Origin of the sequence: Marseilla massiliensis, assembly GCF_016899955.1 — a bacterium.
GTDB classification, from domain to species: domain Bacteria; phylum Bacteroidota; class Bacteroidia; order Bacteroidales; family Bacteroidaceae; genus Prevotella; species Prevotella intestinigallinarum.
Genome location: NZ_JACJJL010000006.1, coordinates 18,285 through 39,673, shown reverse-complemented (window position 1 = coordinate 39,673; position 21,389 = coordinate 18,285). Strand labels below are relative to the sequence as shown.

General features: G+C 56.7%; 15 protein-coding genes and 1 riboswitch. Of the genes, 2 read left to right on the top strand and 13 right to left on the bottom strand.

Annotation, left to right across the window (positions count from 1 at the left end):
* Positions 1-64 precede the first annotated feature (64 nt).
* Positions 65-772: an MBL fold metallo-hydrolase gene (locus H6B30_RS04850; protein ID WP_205108481.1), complete on the bottom strand. Its 708-nt coding sequence runs from the start codon at positions 770-772 to the stop codon at positions 65-67.
* A 912-nt stretch (positions 773-1,684) separates the two neighbouring features.
* Between H6B30_RS04850 and H6B30_RS04845 the strand changes: the two genes are divergently transcribed.
* Positions 1,685-2,941: an aminoacetone oxidase family FAD-binding enzyme gene (locus H6B30_RS04845; protein ID WP_205108479.1), complete on the top strand. Its 1,257-nt coding sequence runs from the start codon at positions 1,685-1,687 to the stop codon at positions 2,939-2,941.
* Between the two features lie 195 nt (positions 2,942-3,136).
* Here the strand turns inward: H6B30_RS04845 and H6B30_RS04840 are convergent, their stop codons facing one another.
* The 4 genes from H6B30_RS04840 to H6B30_RS04825 all read right to left on the bottom strand — a co-directional run bounded on the left by H6B30_RS04840 (position 3,137) and on the right by H6B30_RS04825 (position 10,252).
* The gene (locus H6B30_RS04840; protein WP_205108477.1) at positions 3,137-4,435 is read right to left on the bottom strand and encodes a hemolysin family protein; all 1,299 of its coding nucleotides are present in this window, start codon (positions 4,433-4,435) and stop codon (positions 3,137-3,139) included.
* 73 nt (positions 4,436-4,508) lie between these two features.
* Positions 4,509-6,308: a M6 family metalloprotease domain-containing protein gene (locus H6B30_RS04835; protein ID WP_205108475.1), complete on the bottom strand. Its 1,800-nt coding sequence runs from the start codon at positions 6,306-6,308 to the stop codon at positions 4,509-4,511.
* A gap of 76 nt (positions 6,309-6,384) precedes the next feature.
* Positions 6,385-8,034: a fumarate hydratase gene (locus tag H6B30_RS04830; protein ID WP_205108473.1), complete on the bottom strand. Its 1,650-nt coding sequence runs from the start codon at positions 8,032-8,034 to the stop codon at positions 6,385-6,387.
* A 478-nt stretch (positions 8,035-8,512) separates the two neighbouring features.
* Complete coding sequence (locus H6B30_RS04825) at positions 8,513-10,252, bottom strand: ATP-binding protein (protein ID WP_205108471.1); 1,740 nt, start codon at positions 10,250-10,252, stop codon at positions 8,513-8,515.
* Positions 10,253-10,848: 596 nt separating this feature from the next.
* Here H6B30_RS04825 and H6B30_RS04820 point away from each other — a divergent pair.
* Entirely contained in the window at positions 10,849-11,358 is a 510-nt protein-coding gene (locus H6B30_RS04820) for a hypothetical protein (protein WP_205108469.1), read from the top strand.
* A 292-nt stretch (positions 11,359-11,650) separates the two neighbouring features.
* Here the strand turns inward: H6B30_RS04820 and H6B30_RS04815 are convergent, their stop codons facing one another.
* The 8 genes from H6B30_RS04815 to H6B30_RS04780 all read right to left on the bottom strand — a co-directional run bounded on the left by H6B30_RS04815 (position 11,651) and on the right by H6B30_RS04780 (position 21,095).
* A complete protein-coding gene (locus H6B30_RS04815; protein WP_205108467.1) occupies positions 11,651-12,229 on the bottom strand; it encodes a flavodoxin family protein in 579 nt (192 codons plus the stop codon).
* Positions 12,226-13,617 carry a phosphoglucosamine mutase gene (gene glmM / locus H6B30_RS04810; protein ID WP_205108465.1) on the bottom strand — a complete coding sequence of 464 codons (1,392 nt, stop codon included), beginning with the start codon at positions 13,615-13,617 and terminating at the stop codon, positions 12,226-12,228. Before glmM ends, H6B30_RS04815 begins: the two co-directional genes overlap by 4 nt.
* Positions 13,618-14,241, bottom strand: coding sequence for a BamK family beta-barrel-assembly machinery protein (gene bamK, locus H6B30_RS04805; RefSeq protein ID WP_205108463.1), 624 nt, complete (start codon positions 14,239-14,241; stop codon positions 13,618-13,620).
* A gap of 142 nt (positions 14,242-14,383) precedes the next feature.
* Positions 14,384-15,421, bottom strand: a complete 1,038-nt coding sequence (locus tag H6B30_RS04800; protein WP_205108461.1) for a DHH family phosphoesterase — start codon at positions 15,419-15,421, stop codon at positions 14,384-14,386.
* Positions 15,422-15,828: 407 nt separating this feature from the next.
* Entirely contained in the window at positions 15,829-17,361 is a 1,533-nt protein-coding gene (locus tag H6B30_RS04795) for an acyl-CoA carboxylase subunit beta (protein WP_205108459.1), read from the bottom strand.
* Positions 17,358-17,873, bottom strand: a complete 516-nt coding sequence (locus tag H6B30_RS04790) for an acyl-CoA carboxylase biotin carboxyl carrier protein subunit (protein ID WP_205108457.1) — start codon at positions 17,871-17,873, stop codon at positions 17,358-17,360. The genes H6B30_RS04795 and H6B30_RS04790 overlap by 4 nt, the downstream gene beginning before the upstream one ends.
* A gap of 156 nt (positions 17,874-18,029) precedes the next feature.
* Positions 18,030-19,541: an acetyl-CoA carboxylase biotin carboxylase subunit gene (gene accC, locus H6B30_RS04785; RefSeq protein WP_205108455.1), complete on the bottom strand. Its 1,512-nt coding sequence runs from the start codon at positions 19,539-19,541 to the stop codon at positions 18,030-18,032.
* A gap of 46 nt (positions 19,542-19,587) precedes the next feature.
* Positions 19,588-19,799: riboswitch (cobalamin riboswitch) on the bottom strand.
* Between the two features lie 384 nt (positions 19,800-20,183).
* Complete coding sequence (locus tag H6B30_RS04780; RefSeq protein WP_205108453.1) at positions 20,184-21,095, bottom strand: glycosyltransferase family protein; 912 nt, start codon at positions 21,093-21,095, stop codon at positions 20,184-20,186.
* Positions 21,096-21,389 lie beyond the last annotated feature (294 nt).

Genomic DNA, 21,389 nt, shown 5'->3' with positions numbered 1-21,389 from the left:
GCCACCCGGCCACCATGCCGGCCGAGCCAAGTCTACGGCAGCCACTACACCGAAAGGGCGCCCGTCAGACACAGATGCTTTGGCCCGGGCATGAGGGCAGCCAGAACCGGCCGCACAGCGGCGAGGCCTCAGGCTCGAAAGCGGCCGCCGAGCCTGCCGCGGAAGCGGTAAAGTGCATAGGCACAAACAGCGAGGTATGCACACGCTCCAAAAACTGGCGCGGCCCGCGCATGTAACCGCCCCCTATGCGGGCATCGACAGGAAAGAACGCCACGTCGACTCTGTCGGCAACCTTGCACACATCCTTCAGTTCGCCGAGATACATTGCCTCGGCCCGGCTGTCGCCTACGCCTGCCCCTGGCTGTGAAGGCTGCCAGTTGTTAAGGTCGCCGGCATGGAAAAGCCTGCAGCCACCCACGTCGATGACAAACGAGACGCCCGAGTCGGTAGACCCCGTGGCGCCGACCGAAATGTTGCCGTCGGCATAGCTGCCACCTTTGGCCAGCCAGTGGGCCGCATCCTTTGGGGCGCGGCGGCGGCGCATGATATCCTTCGACAGCACGTATGTCACCCCACTCCGACCGCGCCCCCAGTCAAGCACGGCGGGGTTGAAGTGGTCTTCGTGGAAATGGGAGGCAAGCACATAGAGCGGCTTGCCGCCAGCGAGCAGTGGCCCGATGACGCCGGCAGGGTCTTGCCAGAAGTCTATGACAACGGCGCACTGCTCTGTCTCGACCGCGAAACCACTATGATAAATGTATGTCAGCTTCATGTTCAAACGTATGTTTATGCCTGATTAGGCTTATGAATGTCTGCATCCTGCCAAATGCAATCAGCCGGCATGAGCCTGAAGAAGCAATCACCAGATGCCCCCGTTCATCGTGTTAGCCTGCATCACCCACCAAGGCTGTTGTCCGCCAACTACGGGCGACGGTAAGGAAGCCTGACTACAGTCAACTACCGATGAGTGCTTGGCAACTTGCAGACATCCATTTTACGCGTTTTACCCCAAACGGCCGTCAGACCGCGGCATGCCTGTCTCGGCATTCTTTTTATCATTACCAAACCCACCCACGCTCTATGACGCTTCGTGCATGCGCCTTGCCACGCACCGGCCCGATGCAACTTCGGCAATGGCTACGGCCAACCAGCACCGCAACCGGACGCAACAGCCATGGGACAATATCGCCGATTGGCAGCCCAGACCACCGCCTGCAACCGTAGCGCAGCCCGAGCAATCCTGCCGGAAAGGCCGTTTCACAGTGTAAAACGGCCCGAACGGGAACGCAGAACGACCTGAACGGAAACGCAAAACGGGCCATTCGGCAAGTGGCTGGCATACAGGCAGTTGCACAGCGGCATTTTAGTCATGGTGATTTCTGGCCGAACCAACCGCACATCACCACCGCCCCCGGCTCTTCACTGAGCTAAGCCGGCCAAGGCAAAGTTAACCATTTTCAGCCGAAAAACGCGCAATCAAAACCTCATTTTGCTGCGGAAGCGGGCTTTTACGGGGCCTGCCTACCGCCAGCCGGCGCATTATTAGGGAGAGGGCGAGGCTTTTCTCGCGATTTTTTATTAAGTTTGCAGACCGATGGGCCGGCGTAGGCCACAAACCGGGCCCGGCCGAGGCGGGCCACTACGGCCGCCACACCGCCCGGAAAAGCAAATAACCAGACAAACGATGAAGATAGCAATAATAGGGGCAGGGGCAGCCGGATGCTTTGCCTCGATACAAATAAAGCGGCTTTGCCCCACTGCCGACGTGACTGTATATGAAAGCGGCCGAAAGCCGCTGGCCAAGGTCTCGGTGACCGGCGGAGGCCGCTGCAACCTTACAAACACGTTCGACAACGTGCGCAGCCTTGCCTCTGTATATCCCCGTGGCGAGAAACTGATGAAGCGACTGCTCAAAGAGTTCGGGCCCGCCGATGCGTGGCAATGGTTTGAGGCCGAAGGCGTGAGGCTTGTGGCACAACCCGACGGCTGCGTGTTTCCCGCCTCGCAAGACGCCATGGAGATTGTGGGCACCCTGCTCCGCCTGATGGAGCGCAACGGGGTAAGGCTGGAAACGGGCCACAGGGTGAGCCTTGTCACCCCTGGCGGCGCCAGCGGCTGCAACAGGTTCGGCATCAGTTTCGCTGCCGAAGGGCTCGCGCCACGGCAGGCCGACATCGTGCTTGTGGCCAGCGGAGGCAGTCCGAAGGCGGCAGGCATGGCCATGCTTGCGCCCACGGGTGTGGAGACGGTGGCCCCGGTGCCGTCGCTGTTCAGCCTGTGCCTGCCCGGCGACAGCATCACCGGGCTTACAGGCACGGTGGTGAAGCACGCCACGGCAAGCATGACCGGAACGAAACTGAAGGCCTCGGGGCCGCTGTTGATAACACACTGGGGCATGAGCGGCCCGGCTATACTAAAGCTGTCGGCCCATGCGGCGCGCCTGTTGCATTCCAACGGCTACAAAGCCGACATAGCCATCAACTGGCTCGGCGAATGCAATGCACAAGAAGCCATGGAGACCATTGCCAAACTGGCGGCAGACAACCCGAAGAAACAACTGGCTTCGGCTTATCCGGCGCAACTGAACGCCCGCCTTTGGATGCGCATAATAGGCAAAAGCGGGCTCAACCCTGCCATGAGGTGGGGAGAGATGGGCCGCAAAGGCATGAACAAACTGGCGGCTGCACTTACGGCCGACATATATAATGCCGATGGCAAGTGCCGTTTCAAAGAAGAGTTCGTTACCTGCGGGGGCGTGGCGCTCGGCGGCATAAATCCCTCGACGCTCGAGAGCCGCACCTGCCCCGGACTGTTTTTTGCCGGCGAAGCGCTCGACGTCGACGGCGTCACCGGAGGTTTCAACCTCCAGGCCGCATGGACAACGGGCCACGTGGCGGCAAGTGCCATTGCCAAACTGTGCCGCCACGGCACCCAGGATTAACCCCCTAACCGGCCATCAAGACCGAGGGGGATATGCAATGCCGATTTTCACGGCTTTCAAATCGCTCCAATGCTGCTGCCGGCATCTTGCCGCCCTCTACGCCACGGCTCATGCCTCAAAGCCACAGGCAAGGGCGGCAGCCAACCAGCACGGCAACACAACCAAACCACAGTGGCCCCGAAGGGCCTGCCGGGGTCAATCGTCCTGCTCCTTAGACGGCTCTTTTACCCGGGTCACCAGCAGCTTGTCTATGCGCGCCCCGTCCATGTCGATGACTTCAAACTTGAAAGACTCCCACACGAAAGTCTCTCCGCAGTCGGGCACATGGTCCAATTGGAACAGGCACAACCCGGCCACGGTGTTGTAGTCCTCGTCGTCGAGCAAGTCTTCCTCGCCGAAATAGCTCAAGAAATCATACATGGGGCATTGGCCGTCGACAAACCATTCCTCGCCTTCCTTGCGCGGTATGATGTACGGTTCCTCCTCGGCCGGCTCCTGCACCGTGCCGACAAGGCTCTCAAGAATGTCATTAAGGGTGATTATGCCTATGCACGATCCGAATTCATCACACACCAACCCTGTGCTTATGTGTTGCGCCTTCATGTCTTCAAGCACCTTGTACACATCGGTGTTCTCGTAGAAATAGGTAGGCTTGTGCATTATCTTGCGCAGGTCGAAGTCGTTGTTGCCGAGCGTGAGAAACAGGTCTTTTATCGAAACGATGCCCTTCACGTGGTCGAGGTCGCCTTCGGCCACGGGGTATACGGCATACATGTTCTCCTTGATTATCTCTCTCACCTCGTTGGCCGTCATCGAGCAATCGAGCCATGTTATCTCGCTGCGATGCGTCATTATGGCATCCACCTCGAGGTCGCCTACGAGAAACACACGCCGCATGATGTCTTGCTCCATCGGTTGCACCTCTCCGTCTTCGGCCCCTTCGCGTATTATAGACTTTATCTCTTCCTCGGTCACCTTGCTGCCCTTGTCCTTCAGGCCCGTAAGACTGAAGATGAGCGAGGTGCTCTTAGACAGAAGCCACACGAAAGGATAGGCCACAAGCGACAGGCCGTACATGGGCACGGCCACCAGCTTGGCGGCTTTCTCGGCCACGGTGAGCCCGATGCGCTTCGGCACAAGCTCGCCGAAGATAAGCGTCAGGTAGGTCACCACAATCACGATGATGGCCTGCGAGAGCACAGACGCGTAATGTGAGGTCACCCCAATGCCGGCGAGCCATTCAGAAAAGATGACCGCCACCTTGTTGCCTGAGTAGATACCGGTAAGGATTCCGATGAGCGTAATGCCTATCTGGACGGTGGAAAGAAAACGGTCGGGCTCTTTCGCCAGCTTCAGCGCATACCGCGCAGAGCGCAGCCCGCTGTCAGCATCGGTAGAAAGGCTCGACTTTCGGGCGGAAATCAATGCAATTTCCGACATGGCAAACACACCATTGAGTAGGATTAGGCCAATAATGATGAATATTTCGTCCATTAAATGATTTGTGAATATATACTTCTTTCCGGGCTGAAACGGCGGCGGGAGAAGAGCCTCCCGCCTTTTGCCGTCATTGTTTTATTACTTTTATTGTTGTTCCGTTACTTGATTTCACCATATATACACCTGCGGGCAGCATGCCTGGCAGCCCGTCATAGGCGTCGACACGGGCCACACACCGGCCCGAAGCATCGAACACCGTTGCAGGATTGCCTTCCAGCAAGCCGTCGGTGGCTGTCTCGACGGTTACAATGCCGGAGTTGTAGGCCCCGCCCATAAAGTCGAACGACACCTCGCCCGAAGCATCGTCGCGCTTTATGTGCGTTATGGGCTTGCCCATGAATTTCGTTCCGCGCACGTTGGTGTTGAACACCGTGGCTGCCGGACGAGAGTTGTCGGTGAGCGAGTCGCGCCTGTTGTAAGGATAAGTCACGCGCGACGAGTTGGGGTCATAAATGCCGCTGGCCGGTATGATGGCCACGCCGAAGTGGTCTTCGTCGTCGTTCACGCTGTTGTAATACCATTTATCGGCATCATAATCAACATGCATCACTATCAGTCCGTTGCCGGGCACGTAGGCGTCCCAGCCTGTCTTGCGCCGGTTTTCGAGCAGGTAATACTCGTCGACGTCGCCATAGCAGTCGTTGCGCACCTTGTAGGCGGTGCCTCCGTCGCTCATAGGCAGCAGCCCGGTGACCGTAGTCGGTTCTGTCAGCTCTACGGCCTGGGCCCATCCGCTGAGCTCTTTCTCATGTATGGTATAGTTTGGCGGGCACCATCCGTTGGCATTGTAGCACCCGCTGGAAAGCAGGTCCCAATCGCCGAGCATGTCGTCTCCGCCTGTAGTATTGTAGAAGTCGGGCAACCCAAGGCAGTGTGAGAACTCGTGGCAGAACGTTCCGAGGCCGCTGAGCTCACCGCGGTTGTATGTCTCAATGCCATAGAGCTCGCATCCGCAGGCATAGGTGTCTATCTTTACTCCGTCTACCTCATAGCCGTCGGGCCACTGCCTGTAGGCCGACACATAGTATTCGTGAGGCCAGATGAAGCTTGTGGGATTGCCAGTGCTGGCCTGTCCGCCGCCGGCATAGAGCACAAACACCTGGTCTACCTCGCCGTCGCCATCCCAGTCGTAATCGCGGAAATTGACTCCGGCGGCCTTTGCCGCATCGCAAGCCTCAACCACCAGCTCGCCGACATGGATGTCTATCATGCCTATCGAGTCTCTGCTGGTGCCCGAATAGTCGGCTCCGTAATAATTGCGGTTGTGCTTTGCCATGACAGGGCCTATGATGTCGAACTTCAGGTTGAACAGTCCGGCGCTCTGGTCGGCAAAATAGTCGCTCACGCTGCCGTTGGCCCCGAAGTCGTTGAAGCCCTCCTTGTTGAGTATGTCGCCCCATACGCCATTTGCGTCAGCGTCGTAAAACCTCTTGTCGGGAAACTCCATCATTACCACAAGGCCCCGATGCTCGCTGCCGTCGGCCAGCGCCCTCGTTGCCGTACGGCTTGAGGCGCGGCGCTTGGCCACGTAAGCAGCCCTGGCCGAACGCTTGGCCACGGCTTCAACCGAAGCGAGCGACGACACCTGCCTGCGCTCCTGGGGCGAACGGCGGGCCTGCTCGTGGGCAACCACTCCCGACGACTTCAGGCTGAAGCCCAACGCATCGGCATAGCAGAAGTCGCCATTGGCATCGCGCAAGAGTGGCACGCCATCCTCTGTGAGGTAGTAGTGCATGTTCTCATCTCCACACAGGCGCACGGTTATTGTTGTGCCATCAGACTGCGTGAATGTGCGCCATACAGACTGGGCCGGCACTGCCCCCACCCTGACAGAGCTAAAGAGCAGCGCCATTGATGCTAATGTCAATCCAAGTTTTTTCATATCTTATCAGTAAAGAAAATAGTCCCCGCCCCGGGTCGAGGTGAGGACTAATGTATTGCATTTACTTGCCGCACACGGGAGCCCAAGGCTTCAGTTGCTTAAAGAAGTCGTTGCCCTTGTCGTCAACAAGTATGAACGCAGGGAAGTCCTTAACCTCTATCTTCCAGATGGCCTCCATTCCGAGCTCCGGATACTCTACGCACTCAATGCTCTTGATGCTGTTCATCGAGAGCACGGCAGCCGGGCCGCCTATGCTTCCGAGGTAGAAGCCGCCGTGCTTCTTGCAGGCGTCGGTGACCACCTGCGTGCGGTTGCCCTTGGCTATCATCACCATCGAACCGCCATGGTCTTGGAACTCGTCTACGTAGGGGTCCATGCGGTTGGCCGTTGTGGGGCCCATCGATCCGCAGGGCATTCCCTCGGGCGTCTTTGCCGGCCCGGCGTAGAGCACGGGATGGTCTTTGAAGTACTGCGGCAGGTCTTCGCCGGCATCAAGGCGGGCCTTGAGCTTTGCATGGGCGATGTCGCGTGCCACGATGATGGTGCCGTTGAGGCTCACTCGTGTGGCCACGGGATACTGCGAAAGTATGTTGCATATCTCGCTCATGGGCTGGTTGAGGTCTATGCGCACGGCATTGCCCTCGCCTGCGTTACGCAGTTCTTCGGGTATGAGCGAGCCGGGGTTGTCGTCCAGTTTCTCTATCCATATACCGTCCTTGTCTATCTTTGCCTTTATGTTGCGGTCGGCCGAGCAGCTCACTCCGAGGCCTATCGGGCAGCTGGCGCCGTGGCGCGGCAGACGGATTACGCGTATGTCATGGGCGAAATACTTGCCGCCGAACTGTGCGCCAAGGCCAATCTTGTGGGCCTCGTCGAGCAGTTGCTTCTCCAGCTCCACGTCGCGGAAGGCGCGCCCTGTCTCGTCGCCCGTCGTTGGCAGGTTGTCGTAATAGTGTGTCGAGGCGAGCTTTACCGTGAGCAGGTTCTTCTCTGCCGATGTGCCGCCGATGACAAAGGCTATGTGGTAAGGCGGGCAAGCGGCCGTGCCGAGCGTCTTCATCTTCTCGACAAGGAAGGGGACAAGCGTGCCTGGGTTCTGTATGCGGGCCTTTGTCTCTTGGTAGAAGTATGTCTTGTTGGCCGAACCGCCGCCCTTGACCACGCAGAGGAACTTGTATTCGCAGCCCTCGGTGGCCTCGATGTCTATCTGTGCGGGCAGGTTGCAGCGCGTGTTCACCTCGTCATACATGGTGAGCGGGGCGTTCTGTGAGTAGCGCAGGTTCTCCTCGGTGTATGTCTTGTAGACGCCGAGCGACAGTGCCTCCTCGTCGCAGAAGCCTGTCCACACCTGCTGGCCCTTCTCTCCGTGGATGATGGCCGTGCCTGTGTCCTGGCAGAAAGGCAGCTTGCCCTTGCACGAAACCTCGGCATTGCGCAGGAAAGTGAGCGCAACATACTTGTCGTTGTCGCTGGCCTCGGGGTCGCCCAGTATCTTTGCCACCTGCTCGTTGTGCGAACGGCGCAGCAGGAAATTAACGTCGCGGAAGGCGGCATTGGCCAGCATGGTCAGCGCCTCGGGCGATACTTTGAGAATGGGCTTGCCTTCAAACTCACCCATCGACACACCATCCTTGCTCAGGAGGTAATATTCTGTCTCATCCTTACCCAACTGGAACATTGGGGCATACTTGAAATCCGGTGTACTTGCCATAATAGTTATTTGATAGTTTAATGTCGGCCTGAACACTGGCGGGCCGAACCTGCAGGCGTTACCTGTTTGTCGGCGAGCCGCAGACGGCCGTGCGTGACGACTGCAAAGTTATAACTTTTTTCTGTATTTTGGCTATATTGTACACGATATTTAACGCAATTGACAGACGAATGGCTCTATATACCACCTGCAACAGGCTTAGGGGGCTGTGGAGCCGGCCCGTCAACTGTCACGGCCACGGCACAGACGGGGCTTAGTTTTATTCTCCCGAACAAGCCGCGGACGCAAAGGCAGTGTAACCAACTGACAGCCAACACACTGCGACAGCGGGCCGTTGGCAAGCCAAGCCACAGCTTTTCGCATAGCGCTACAACGTGCATTTGGCGAGCCTTATAACCGTCGGCTGTAACCAAAGCCCATCAAGCTGGCTTAGGGTTCGCCCGTATCAACGCAAGCCGACAGTTGCCTAATGGCGTTATCACAGCGAAGCAATGAAGTCGTCAAGGTTACCTGCCTCACGACCGGAACCGATAAAACGCTCTTGCAACTTGGTTTTTGCTTTCGACACCGCACTCTTTGTCCTGCCCATGACCGTGGCCATGTCTGTACCGCTCAGCCCCCCGAGCCTGATAAGCAGGCACAGGTGGTAGTCTTGCTTGCTCAGTTTGCTGATGCCATAAAGGCTCGCCTTAAAGCCGGGTATCAGTTCGTTGACAAACGAATCAAGCTCATCCCATGCCGCATCAGACAGTATTGCACCGGCAGCAGCTGCATCCCTCACCATCATATATATTGAGGAACCGGCCAGACGTTCCTTTATGGTTGTGCGGATTGACCGCCGCCTGTTTGCCATGTCTACAAGGGCTTCGAGCTGAGCCTGCTGCATAACCAGTTGCTGAGCCTGTTGTGCGCCATGCCTTTCGGCCTCGCCAAGTTTCAATTGCAACTCTGCCATGCGCCCCTCCAGTTCTCTAATATGGGCATCGCTGTGCTCTGCCATGTCGCGCTTCAGTATTTCGAAGCGCATTTCGCGCGCCTTGGCCCTTTTGCGAACCCACAACAAACCCACTATCAGCAATGCCGCAAGCACAAAAGCAAGGCTGCCATAAAGCATTTTCCACATGTTGGCCCTGGCATTCTCCACTTCCAGATTGGCCGCCTTGGTCTTATAGTTGCTGTAATTGTAGCTCGCATTCATACGGGCCACCACGTCTGCAGCCTCAATCACCCTTACAGAGTCTGTGTATTTGTCATACAAATCAATATATCGCGATGCATTGCGAACGTCATTCCGAGCCGAATGATACATTACAAGAAGCCGACAGGCCTTTTGCTTGAAATAAACATCCCCTTTATCTAATAAATATAAACAATACATATTGCCCTTATCACATCTCCCTGTATTCATGCATACATCGGCCATAAGGCCATAAAACACCATTTTATCAGCATCATGTACATACTCCATATATGGTGCCAAACAACTATCAGCCATAGAATATTCACTATTCTTTATATAGTAAGAAGCCAAAGATGCTGTTATCTGCTTAACTAACAGAGAGTTTCTTTGAGTTTTTGCTAATGATATGGCACGATTAAAATACAATAACGCACTATCAATCTTATGCGAATCCATATAAGCAAAAGCCTGCTTTTCGAGACAATAAACCATCATTGCAGTGTCTTTACGTATCTGTTCCAAGTGATATGATGTTCTAAAATAATCTAACGAAGGAGCATACACGCCTTGGTTCAGCAATAAGAAACCTATTCTGAAATTAAGAGCACTGCGGAATTGCAAGTCCGTCGTATCAGCCAATGCGTCCATTGCACGTTGAAAATATTCTACTCCAGCAGGTGCATCCCCCAAATCATAGGCTACACTGCCCGCATAATAATAAGCACGCGACAACAAATTGCGGTCGCCACTGTTCTCGTAATGGTCTAATACAGCCATGGCCTCAACCTTATCACCCTCATTATATTTTATATAAGCCTTGCACTTGGCTTTAAGACAAAGCAACCTGTAATACCAACGAGAATCGTCGTCAAACTCAGATTGATGAGAAGACAATCCAGACAAAAAAGCAATGGCACTGTCAGGATTTGCCTCACAAAGACTGTCGGCAATAAGAAGCGAAGACGGATAACCTTGATGTCCGCACGAAAAGAGGCTGGACAAAACCAGGATAAAAGGAAATATAAATATTGACTTCATCCGCAATTAGAATAGATTTCTATCATGAAAGACCTTGTCAATTGGTCGTAAACCAACTTAAAACAGTAACACAAAGGTAGAAAAATTTACCCAACAAACCATAACAATGGCCATTTTTTCGCATTTCATGCAAAACATTACACATTCATCCGAATTATATTCGATAATAAATCACTGCATGTTGTCAACTTTCAAAATGGCTGTTGAAAGGTAAACATTGACATTCCATATATTACAATCTGTTATTCGTGCGCAAAAATTCACCGTTGAACAAAAGTTGAAAAGCACAATTCAACTATAATTCAACTAATATATGAGCAATAATTCCACAAAAACCATAACTTTGTAACGCAATTTATTACAGGTTGAAACCTTGCTATCATGAAACAGGAAGCAGCTCCACTCATGACGCCCGCATAAGCAACAGCCATTGGCACCAATGACGCAATGGTGGAAAAGTGAAGCAAGCACACAACATGCACAACGATTGCAAACGGCATGCTGGGTCACACGATACAATAAATAATATCCGTGGCCGACGGCAGCGCCAAGTTATGGAACACTGACATATTCTTCAAATAAAACCGTTTACGCTTATGGAAATACGGAGGTTTACACTCATCATGATGCTAACAGGATGCTTTGCGGCAGCGGCTCCGGCACAAAAGAAAGAACTGACGCTTGGTGTCGACGCCCACTCTTCGTTCTACGACATGTCGTTTGCGCCGATAGAACTGGGCCTCGACGTTGGCTATGGCTTCACCAACTGGCTGAAAGCCGGGCTGCGCATAGAGCAGTCGATAGCCCTCATGGAAGAAGGCGACGCGCGGACGTTTGCCAAGAACAACACTGCAGGAGCCTTTGCCTGCTTCGAGATGCTGCACTTCAACACGTGTGCGCTGTCGCTGAAAGCCTCGGGCGGTGCTTCGCTGAAAAGCGACGACTGGAAATACGTATATTACGACGGCTACCTCTGCCTTTCTAAACGCAAGGGCGACCTCGGCACCAACGTCGGCATAGGAGTAAGATATTACGACTCGCGCTCCGAATTCATGGACAACAAACTGCGCGGTTACTTGTCGATAGGAGTATCTTACACGCTATAGACACAACCTGGAAACGGCAAACGGGGCGCAAGCCCGGCTGCAGTATGGCGGCGTTGACACCATGGCCAACCAATCGGCATGTCGCTCAACGCCGCTAAACCAACACTATGCGTATGGCCGCCAAACAAAATCATTGCGCTTGTGGCACGCCGGCCAAACGCCCAAGCACCCTTTGCGGCATCATGCCGGCTGCTTTGTAGCCACGCAACACCCTGCACCTCGGGCAAAGGCTCAGGCCCGCACAGTCGGCATCAGGATATAGAAGCCCGTGTGCCACGCCGCACCGTAGAGGCTAAAGCCTGCCCACAAGCCTGGCGCAACGGCGCAACTTGCGGGCTCCTACCAGCGGCGCCCCTTTCGTTCCGCCATGCTGCACGGTGCCGACAATGCCGAAACCGCTGTAATGCAGTATCTCGCGCAAGGCCCTGACGGTGCCGGCCGATTGGCCGAACAGGATGTTGAAAGGCCACGGCGTGGTGCATGCAGTCACGATAATGGCCCGCTTGCCCTTGTGCAGAGGGCGCGGCAAGCCACGCTTTCCCTCGCCCATCATGGCGTAGACCATGCGGTCGAACAGCACCTTCAGCTGCCCCGGCATGTTGCCCCAGTAACAAGGGGCTCCCACAACCACGGCATCGGCATCACGCAAAAGCGCAGCCGTGCGGTGCGCATCGTCTTCGGGAAGCACGCAACAGCCCTTGGTCCGGCACGCCATGCACCCCGTACATGGAGCCACATGCAGGTCGGCCATGCGCACGACGGCGACGTCGAACCCTTTGCCAACAGCCTCGCGCTCAATGGCCTCGAGCATGGTTGCCACGTTGCCGCCACGGCGCGGGCTGCCGTTGATTACGAGCAGGCGACGGCTCATGCATTCTGCTGCATGTCGTAAACCACCTGCATCAGTTCCTTTCCGATGGCCTCGGCCTCGTCGATTGTCGGGGCCTCGCTGTAAACGCGTATTATCGGCTCGGTGTTCGACTTGCGCAGGTGAACCCATTTGTCGGGGAAGTCAATCTTCACACCGTCGATGTCGTTCACCTTCTGGTCTTTATACATCTGCTTAACGCGCTCCAATATGGCATCTATGTCGGTGTCTGGCGTGAGGTCAATGCGGTTTTTGGCCATGAAATAGGTTGGCAGCCCTGCACGAAGCTCGCTCGCCTTGCACCCCTTGTGGGCCAAGGCCGACAGGAACAAGGCTATGCCAACCAGGGCGTCGCGCCCGTAATGGCTCTCGGGATATATTACCCCGCCGTTGCCTTCGCCACCGATGACGGCCCCCGTCTGCTTCATCAGCGTGGTCACATTGACCTCGCCAACGGCCGAAGCAGCATATTTCCCCCCGTGGCGCTCAGTGACATCGCGCAGCGCGCGGGTGGAACTGAGGTTGCTCACGGTGTTTCCGGGCGTGTGGGCCAGCACGTAGTCGGCCACGCTGACCAGCGTATACTCCTCGCCAAACATCTTTCCGTCTTCGCATATAAATGCAAGCCTGTCTACATCGGGGTCGACCACAATGCCAAGGTCGTAGGCCCCGCCACGCATCTCGGCCATTATCCCGCCCAGGTTTTTCTCAAGAGGCTCCGGATTGTGGGCGAAGTCGCCCGTGGGCTCGCCGTTGAGCATATTGTAGCCAACGCCAAGCCTGTCGAGCAACTCAGGCAAGATGACGCCGCCCACGCTGTTGATGGCGTCGACACACACCTTGAACCCGGCCTTGCGCACAGCCTCAACGTCGACAAGCGACAGGGCCAGCACCGACTCGACATGGCGGCGGGCATACGACGAATCCTGCACGTAACAGCCCACATGGTCGACGTCGGCATAGCAGAAGTCTTCGGCCTCGGCCATGGCAAGCACCTCGTTGCCGTCGGCCTTGGTCAGGAACTCGCCCTCACTGTTTAGCAGCTTGAGCGCATTCCACTGCCTCGGGTTGTGGCTGGCAGTGATGATGATGCCCCCGTCGGCCCCCGACATTCGCACGGCGAGCTCGGTGGTCGGTGTCGTGGCGAGCCCTATGTCAACCACATCGAAGCCCATGCCAAGAAGCGTTCCGCAGACAATGCTGCGCACCATCTCGCCCGAGATGCGGGCATCGCGGCCCACCACTATCTTGCCCCGCCCGCTGTTGCACCCACGCCTGATGAAGGCGGCGTAAGCCGTGGTAAACTTCACTATGTCAAGCGGGTTGAGCGTGTCACCCGTGCGGCCCCCGATGGTGCCGCGTATGCCGGATATTGATTTTATTAGCGTCATTTATCTTTCCCTCTGATAAGTTATCACATAATAACACGGATAAACGTTGGTCGAGGCATACGTCTGCCCCTGTGAGTGGGGCACGATGAGCTTGACCATGGCAATCTCCTCTCCGGGAGTGTTCTGCCGCCCTATGTTGATGTATGTAAAGGGCACCAGCCAGCCTGTAGGCACCGAAGAGCCATAAGTGGAATACATTACCCCGCTGACGAACGAGGCCGTGTAGGTGGCCCCGGTGCGCACAACGGTCATCTTGTCGTAATTGCGCGCGTCGTAGTCGTTGCGGGTCTGCATGGCCCGGTCGAGTATGTTGTATTCGGTGTAGCGGCACAGCACGTTGACCTGCTTGTTTTCCTCAAGCTCGTCGCCGCACCCCTTGCGCACTATCTGCATGTATACGCCGCTGTTGTCGAGGTATACAAACTCGTTGTCCTCGACGCTGGTGGAGTCGCCCTGCGCATGAAACTGGTCTTCGCCTATCACCTTTATCCCCTCTTCGGAGATGAAAGCGTTTATCGCATCCTGTTCTTTCTCTTTCTTCTCGCCATAGGTCTCGTAGTCGTTGCACGAAGCCAAAGCCAGCACGGCAACCATGGCGAGCACGGCATAAAAAGTCTTCTTCATTGTCGTTTCAAACATTTTGTCCACAGTGGCGGCCCGGGCGCTTCGGCGCCAATGCCCTGCATGCCGGCGGCAGCCACTGCGGGTAATGGAAAAATAGCGTGGCAAAGTTAATAAATTCTTTGCAACGAAGGGCATTATTAGGCTACTTTAACGTCGGTTCAAAGTGTGCTATGGCCCTCTTGGTTATCTCGACGGCCTCGTCGATGCTGCAGTTGAGCCTGCCGCCCGAGGCGTTGAGGTGTCCACCGCCGTTGAAAAACATCTCGGCAACCTTGTTGCACGGGAAGTCGTCGACGGAGCGCAGGCTCACCCACACGAGGTTGTCGCGGTCGCGGTCTTCGCGCAACGATATTGACAGTTTGAGCCCCTTAATCTGCAGCGGTATGTTCACCAGCCCCTCGGCGTCGCCTTTTATGAAGTGGAAATCGAGCAGGTCGCGCCGTGTGAGCGTGAAGAACGCGGCATGGCGCGCCCTGTCTACCACGAGCTTGCGGTAGAGCACGTACCCCACGAGCCTGAGCCTGTTTTCGCTGTAGTTGTTGTAAACGTTGCGGTATATCTTGTCCTTGTCTATCTGCTTGGTCAGCAACTGGCTTATAATGAAGTATATGCCGGGGCGGGTGCTGTTGTATGTGAAGCCCCCCGTGTCGGTCATCATGCCGCAATACACCGGTGCGGCGAATGCCGCCCCCAGCCTGTCGAAGCCCCCGAGCTGCCACACCACCCTGAAAACAATCTCGCTCGTCGAGCACATCTCGGTGCGCGACACCATGAGTGAGCATCCGGGCATGTCGGGAGCCAGGTGATGGTCGAACATCACCTTTGGCGCGGCAGCCCCCACAAGGGCGTCGGCCATGGCGTCGGTGCGCGAAGGCTGGTTGAAATCAAGGCAGAACACCAGGTCGGAACCGGCAAACAGGGCGTCGGCCTCGTCCTTGCGCCTGTCGTAACGCACTATGGTGTCCGTGCCCGGCATCCATTGCAGGAAGTCGGGAAACTGGTCGGGCACCACTATGGCGGGCTCCTTGCCGAGCGTCTTCAGGTATTCGGCCCAGCCCAAGCTCGCCCCTATGGCGTCGCCGTCGGGGTTGACGTGGCAACAAATCACTATATTGTGTGCGCCGTCTATAAGTGAGCGCAGCATGCCGCATTCGGCAGGCGATAACAAATCTTTAAGCATAACAGCTGCAAAGATACTTATTTATTGGCAAAAAACGTCATCAGCGGCATTAAAATATGCCGGCGGGCAGGATGGCGCGGCAAAAGCCGGCCGGAGCCGGACAAGGCGCAAATCACGACAATGCCTGCGCGGCCGGGCCGCGGCGGCGGCATCGCTCTGCCAAACGGGCCGTTCGGGCTGCCCGGACGGCCCGTTTGGCAGGGCTATCGGGGCCGTTTTGCAGCGCCGCCACGCCCATGCGCCAACGCGCTGTGTGCCAGGCTGTTGCAGCGACGGGGCCACATGGTAACAAATTACGACAAAATCAGTCGCCTGCCACATGCCCCAAGCCATTACAACACGGGCCGCCCGGCCACCTTGAGGCGGTGGCATGGCGGCCCGTGCACAAGCATATGCCGGCGCTGCTGCTACAGCGGCATGTTGCCGTGTTTCTTCGGCGGGTTGCTCTGGTTTTTGTTGCGGCACATCTCGAGGGCGCATATCAGCTTGCGGCGCGTGTCGCGAGGCATGATGACCTCGTCGATGAGCCCCCGCTCAGCCGTGCGGTACGGGTTGGAAAACTCCTCCTCGTAGGCAGCGGCGGCGGCGGCCTTCTCTTCTGCCGACGCCTTGCGGTAGAGAATGTTCACAGCCCCCGAGGCCCCCATGACGGCAATCTCGGCCTGTGGCCATGCCATGCACACGTCGGCGCCGGTGTTCTTGCTCGACATCACGATGTAGGCCCCGCCGTAAGCCTTGCGTGTAATCAGGGTGACCTTGGGCACCGTTGCCTCGGCATAGGCATAAACAATCTTGGCCCCGTGGCGTATGATGCCTCCGTGCTCCTGCACCGTACCGGGCAGGAAACCGGGCACGTCTTCTATGGTAACGAGCGGGATGTTGAAACAGTCGCAGAAGCGTATGAAGCGCGCGGCCTTGTCGGAAGAGTCGATGTCGAGCACTCCGGCAAGGAAGGCTGGCTGGTTGGCAACGATGCCCACGGTCTGGCCTGCCAGCCGTGCGAAGCCCACCACGATGTTCTTAGCAAAGTGCGGCATGACCTCGAAGAAATAGTTGTCGTCTACCACCGGCTCTATCACGTCCTTGATGTCGTAAGGCTGGTTGGGGTCTTCGGGCACGACGGTCTGCAGGCTCTCCACCTTGCGGTTCACGTCGTCGGTGCACTGCGCCACAGGGGCGTCTTCCATGTTGTTGGAAGGCAGGAAACTGAGCAGCTCGCGCATCTCCATGAGCGTCTGTTCCTCCGACGAATACATGAAGTGGGCCACCCCGCTCTTGTTGCTGTGGGTGTAGGCGCCGCCCAAAGTCTCTTTGTCCACCTCCTCGTTGGTCACAGCCTTCACCACGTCGGGGCCCGTGATAAACATGTGGCTCTTCTCGTCGACCATGAAAATGAAGTCGGTCAGGGCAGGCGAATAGCAAGCGCCTCCGGCACACGGGCCGAGTATGGCCGTGAGCTGCGGTATGACGCCCGACGCCATGGTGTTCTGATAGAATATCGAAGCGAACCCCGCCAGGCTGCTGACGCCTTCCTGTATGCGTGCGCCGCCCGAGTCGTTCAGGCCGATGATGGGCGCCCCGGTCTTCAGCGCCATCTGCTGCACCTTGACAATCTTGGCGGCGTTGGTCTCACTGAGCGACCCTCCGTGCACGGTGAAGTCGTAGGCATAGACAAACACCATGCGCCCGTCAATCTTTCCGTAGCCGCACACCACGCCGTCGCCCGGTATCTGCTTTTTGTCCATTCCGAAGCGGGTGCAGCGGTGGTTCACAAACTTGTCCACCTCGCAAAACGTGCCCTTGTCGAGCAACATGTCGATGCGCTCACGCGCCGTCATCCTTCCAGAAGCGTGCTGCTTCTCAATCTTGTCGAGCCCGCCACCCTGGGCAGCCCTCTTGTCCAGTTCCTCAAACCGGGCATATACTTCTTCTCTGTTCATTCTTCCTTGCTTAAGTCCAATTCAATCAACGTCTGGTTATCCTGTACCGAGTCGCCCTCGGCCACCAATATGCTGCGCACGGTGCAGTCGGAGTTCACCTTGTAGTTGCTCTGCATCTTCATTGCCTCGAGCACCACGGCTATGTCGCCGGCCTTGAGCCTGTCGCCCACGGCCACGGGTATGCTGACAACCTTGCCCGGCATGGGGGCCACAATCTTGTCCGACTGGCGCTCCGACGAGTCTTTGCGCAGGTGCAGGTACTTTGCCTGCGTGTCTACCACATCCACATGGTATGAGCGGTAGAACATGTTTACATCGTAACTCTTGCCACCCTCGCCCCTTATGAGCTCGGCGTTGTACGAGTTTCCGTCGTGAAGGATGGAGCAACTGCCGTTTTCGGCCATCACTATGTCAACCACGACCGGCTTGCCGTCGATGGTAAGCTCCACCCTGTTGCCTTCCTTGCTGACCAGTGTCACGTCGGCGACACGGTCTCCTATGTGTATCTCCATATTTTCTTATTAAGTTAAAACGGTTAATAGGCCAACGTGCAGGCGGGCCACCGTAATGCCCGGCCCTGCCCGGGGGCAATGGCCCGGGGGCCCAACGAGGGCCCGCACACCGGCCGGCGCGCCTACAGCACCGCCGGCCACGGCTTGCAGCCGCTGTTATATCCTTAGCACACCTTTCTGCAACCCGAACTCGCGCCAGCGGCTGATGGGCCGCGAGTCGACCGTCCGCACGGGCGTGTTTTCATCAAGGTTGAACAGATAGTCGACGTAGGCGGCAACCATGGCCATGTTCTCTATCTCCTCGTTGCCGCCGTTGGGACGCTGCAACGAACGTGAATATTTTTCAAGAAACGACGTGTCATACTCGCCCTTGACAAAAGCCGGGGCGTACATTATGCGCCGCAGGTAGCTTATGTTTGTCTTCAGGCCCGTTATCTTAAACTCATACAGCACTCGCCTCATGCGCTCTATGGCATACTGGCGGGTGACGGCCCACACTATCAGCTTGCCTATCATAGGGTCGTAGTACAGCGGTATCTCGTAGCCCTCGTACACATAGCTGTCTATCCTCACGCCAATGCCGTTGGGCTCTGTAAGCTGGCGGATGACGCCGGGGCACGGCATGAAGCCGTTTTCGGTGTCTTCGGCGCAGATGCGGCACTCGATGGCGTGGCCGCGCTGGAAGAGTTCGTCCTGGCGGAAGCGCAACTTCTCGCCGTCGGCCACACGCAGCTGCTCCTTGACGAGGTCGACGCCCATCACCTCTTCGGTTATGGGGTGCTCCACCTGCAGGCGTGTGTTCATCTCGAGGAAGTAGAAGTGGCGGTACTTGTCAACCAGAAACTCTATCGTGCCGGCCCCCCTGTAGCCGACGGCCTTGGCTGCCGCCACCGCCTTGGCGCCCATCTCGCGCCTCAGCTCGGGCGTGAGGAACGGCGACGGGCTCTCTTCGACAATCTTCTGGTTGCGGCGCTGCACCGAGCACTCGCGGTCGAAGAGGTGCACAACGTTGCCATACGAGTCGCCGAGTATCTGGAATTCGATGTGGTGGGGCTCTTCGACGAACTTCTCGAGGTATACTGTGTCGTCGCCAAACGACGACAGCGACTCGGAGCGGGCGGCATCATAGGCCTCCTTCACCTCGTCGTCGCTGTGTATGAGGCGCATGCCCTTGCCCCCGCCTCCCATAGATGCCTTGAGCATCACGGGGTAACCTATTTCCCGGCAGGTGCGCAAAGCCTCGTCGGCGCTGCCCAACGGCTCGGTGGTTCCGGGCACCACAGGCACGCCGGCGGCCATCATGCGCTTCCGTGCGGCAATTTTGTCGCCCATTTCCTCCATGGTCTCGGCGGTGGGGCCGATGAAGATGATGCCCTCGGCGTCACAACGGCGCACAAAGTCGGCGTTTTCCGACAGGAAGCCGTAGCCGGGATGTATGGCGTCGGCCTTGCAATGCTTGGCTACGGCGATAATCTTTTCGATGTTAAGATAACTCTCGTGCGACTCTGCCGGGCCTATGCAATAGGCTTCGTCGGCATACATCACGTGACGGGAGGTGCGGTCCACCTCCGAGAACACAGCCACCGTGCGCAATCCCATCTCACGGCACGAGCGCATGACACGTACCGCTATCTCGCCACGGTTGGCTACTAAAACCTTTCTAATCATCCTTATTATATTAACAACATACTTGTCAGGCCAACCCACGGGCCGGAACAGCCTTAACCGAATGGCAGGTCTTCTGACTGACTCCTGTTTCTGAAACCTTCCCGAACTTTACACAAGTAAAGGCCAGTGGCGTTGAGTTTCCTTTCAGAACGTAAGCGGAGCTTCACAGCAGCGGGACTGTCCGGGAGTTCCACCCGATTCCCTTTTAATCCGGGGCGCGAGGTATCGGCGCCGGAACCAATTCGGGCGCAAAGGTAATACTTTTTCGTTTTATGGCCTAAAAAAATGCTAATTATTTTTAACCACCGCCGGTCGACAGACAGCCTGGCGCCTGGTTCGGCGCCGTTGTCTTGCTACCCAAACGCCCGCATCATCACCGCCGCGCCTTGCCCGGCGCCTTGCCCCGACGCAGCCCCATGAGCTTTCGGCATTGACGGACAGCATCACGGGAGGCGACACAGCGAATTTGCTTGTGCCACGCAGACAGCCCGGGACTAACGCCGCACGCGGGCACAAGTGCTTTCTGGCCCAAACTTACAACAGCGCCCAAGCCGAAAGCAAACAAAAAAACACGCCCCGGGGCACTTGCGGCGTTGCGCTGGGCTCCATGGGCGTGTTACGATTAAAACCTAAGAACAAAGTTCAGAAGAGCTTGGCGGGGTAAACGCCCTCGTCGATGAGGCTCTGTATCTTGTCTACCACTCCTTGGCGGTCGGCAGAGTAAGTAACTCCGAACCACTTGCTCGTAGTGTCGAGCACCTTGACCGTGGCCGTCTGCTCGTTGATGAGCTTGTTGACCATCAGCGGAATGAAGAACTCGGCCTTGGGGTTGGCCATGTTCTTCGGGTCGGCCAGGAACTCCTTGAAGTATGCCTCGCTGTGCTCGAAATAGTCGGGAGTGAAGCCCCACATGTTCATCGACACGGGAGTGTTGTCCTCGACGGGCACCCAGGCGCCCTGTTCGTCCTTATAGCATATCGGGCCGTCTACGCGCATGATCTCCGTACGCTCAACCACGGTGGTCAGGTTGCCCTTGTCGTCCTTCGAGCAAATGCCTCGTGCCACGGTGCCGTTTTCCGAAAGGGTGTTGCCAACGCGGAATCCCACCATGGCATAGGCGTTCTTGCTGCCCTCGGGCAGGTCGGAAAGGAACTTGCCAATGACCATGAATGCGTCGCGGTTGTAGAAGTCGTCGCAGTTGATTACGCAGAACGGCTCGTGTATTACGTCCTTGGCCATGAGCACGGCATGGTTGGTTCCCCACGGCTTTACGCGCCCTTCGGGGCAGCTGAAGCCCTCGGGCAGTGCGTCGAGGCTCTGGAAGCACAACTCTGCCGGCACGTGACCCTCATACTTGCTCAGTATTTTCTCGCGGAAATCCTGCTCAAAGTCTTTGCGGATGACGAAGACAATCTTGCCGAATCCGGCCTTGATGGCATCGTAGATAGAGTAGTCCATTATGGTCTCGCCGTTGGGGCCGAGTCCGTCGAGCTGCTTGAGCCCTCCGTAGCGGCTGCCCATGCCGGCGGCCAGGAGTAACAATGTTGGTTTCATAATCTTTTATATTTGGTGTTATTTATAGTTGTTTAAGTTTGATGCTTAGTATATGCAAAAGTAACAAATATAGTTGAGAGTGGAGCAATGCGGCCGCATAGTTAATATTATTTAACCCCAGAATGACGCCGGGGCGCAAGGCGATGGCATGCAACTGCCGGCATATTGGCCGCCGGCCGCGGCGAAGGTGCAGCCCGCCACGCCGTCGGCAAGCGTCACGCCGGATGCCTCAGGCATGGCGGAAGCGCCGGTGAGGCATGCCAGCAATGCAAAAAACAAACAGCAGGCGGCATG

What these genes read in the sequence shown, in the direction of transcription:
- H6B30_RS04850 (WP_205108481.1), bottom strand. Translation starts at nt 772, where the DNA reads ATGAAGCTGACATACATTTATCATAGTGGTTTCGCGGTCGAGACAGAG.
- H6B30_RS04845 (WP_205108479.1), top strand. Translation starts at nt 1,685, where the DNA reads ATGAAGATAGCAATAATAGGGGCAGGGGCAGCCGGATGCTTTGCCTCG.
- H6B30_RS04840 (WP_205108477.1), bottom strand. Translation starts at nt 4,435, where the DNA reads ATGGACGAAATATTCATCATTATTGGCCTAATCCTACTCAATGGTGTG.
- H6B30_RS04830 (WP_205108473.1), bottom strand. Translation starts at nt 8,034, where the DNA reads ATGGCAAGTACACCGGATTTCAAGTATGCCCCAATGTTCCAGTTGGGT.
- H6B30_RS04825 (WP_205108471.1), bottom strand. Translation starts at nt 10,252, where the DNA reads ATGAAGTCAATATTTATATTTCCTTTTATCCTGGTTTTGTCCAGCCTC.
- H6B30_RS04820 (WP_205108469.1), top strand. Translation starts at nt 10,849, where the DNA reads ATGGAAATACGGAGGTTTACACTCATCATGATGCTAACAGGATGCTTT.
- H6B30_RS04815 (WP_205108467.1), bottom strand. Translation starts at nt 12,229, where the DNA reads ATGAGCCGTCGCCTGCTCGTAATCAACGGCAGCCCGCGCCGTGGCGGC.
- glmM (WP_205108465.1), bottom strand. Translation starts at nt 13,617, where the DNA reads ATGACGCTAATAAAATCAATATCCGGCATACGCGGCACCATCGGGGGC.
- bamK (WP_205108463.1), bottom strand. Translation starts at nt 14,241, where the DNA reads ATGAAGAAGACTTTTTATGCCGTGCTCGCCATGGTTGCCGTGCTGGCT.
- H6B30_RS04800 (WP_205108461.1), bottom strand. Translation starts at nt 15,421, where the DNA reads ATGCTTAAAGATTTGTTATCGCCTGCCGAATGCGGCATGCTGCGCTCA.
- H6B30_RS04795 (WP_205108459.1), bottom strand. Translation starts at nt 17,361, where the DNA reads ATGAACAGAGAAGAAGTATATGCCCGGTTTGAGGAACTGGACAAGAGG.
- H6B30_RS04790 (WP_205108457.1), bottom strand. Translation starts at nt 17,873, where the DNA reads ATGGAGATACACATAGGAGACCGTGTCGCCGACGTGACACTGGTCAGC.
- accC (WP_205108455.1), bottom strand. Translation starts at nt 19,541, where the DNA reads ATGATTAGAAAGGTTTTAGTAGCCAACCGTGGCGAGATAGCGGTACGT.
- H6B30_RS04780 (WP_205108453.1), bottom strand. Translation starts at nt 21,095, where the DNA reads ATGAAACCAACATTGTTACTCCTGGCCGCCGGCATGGGCAGCCGCTAC.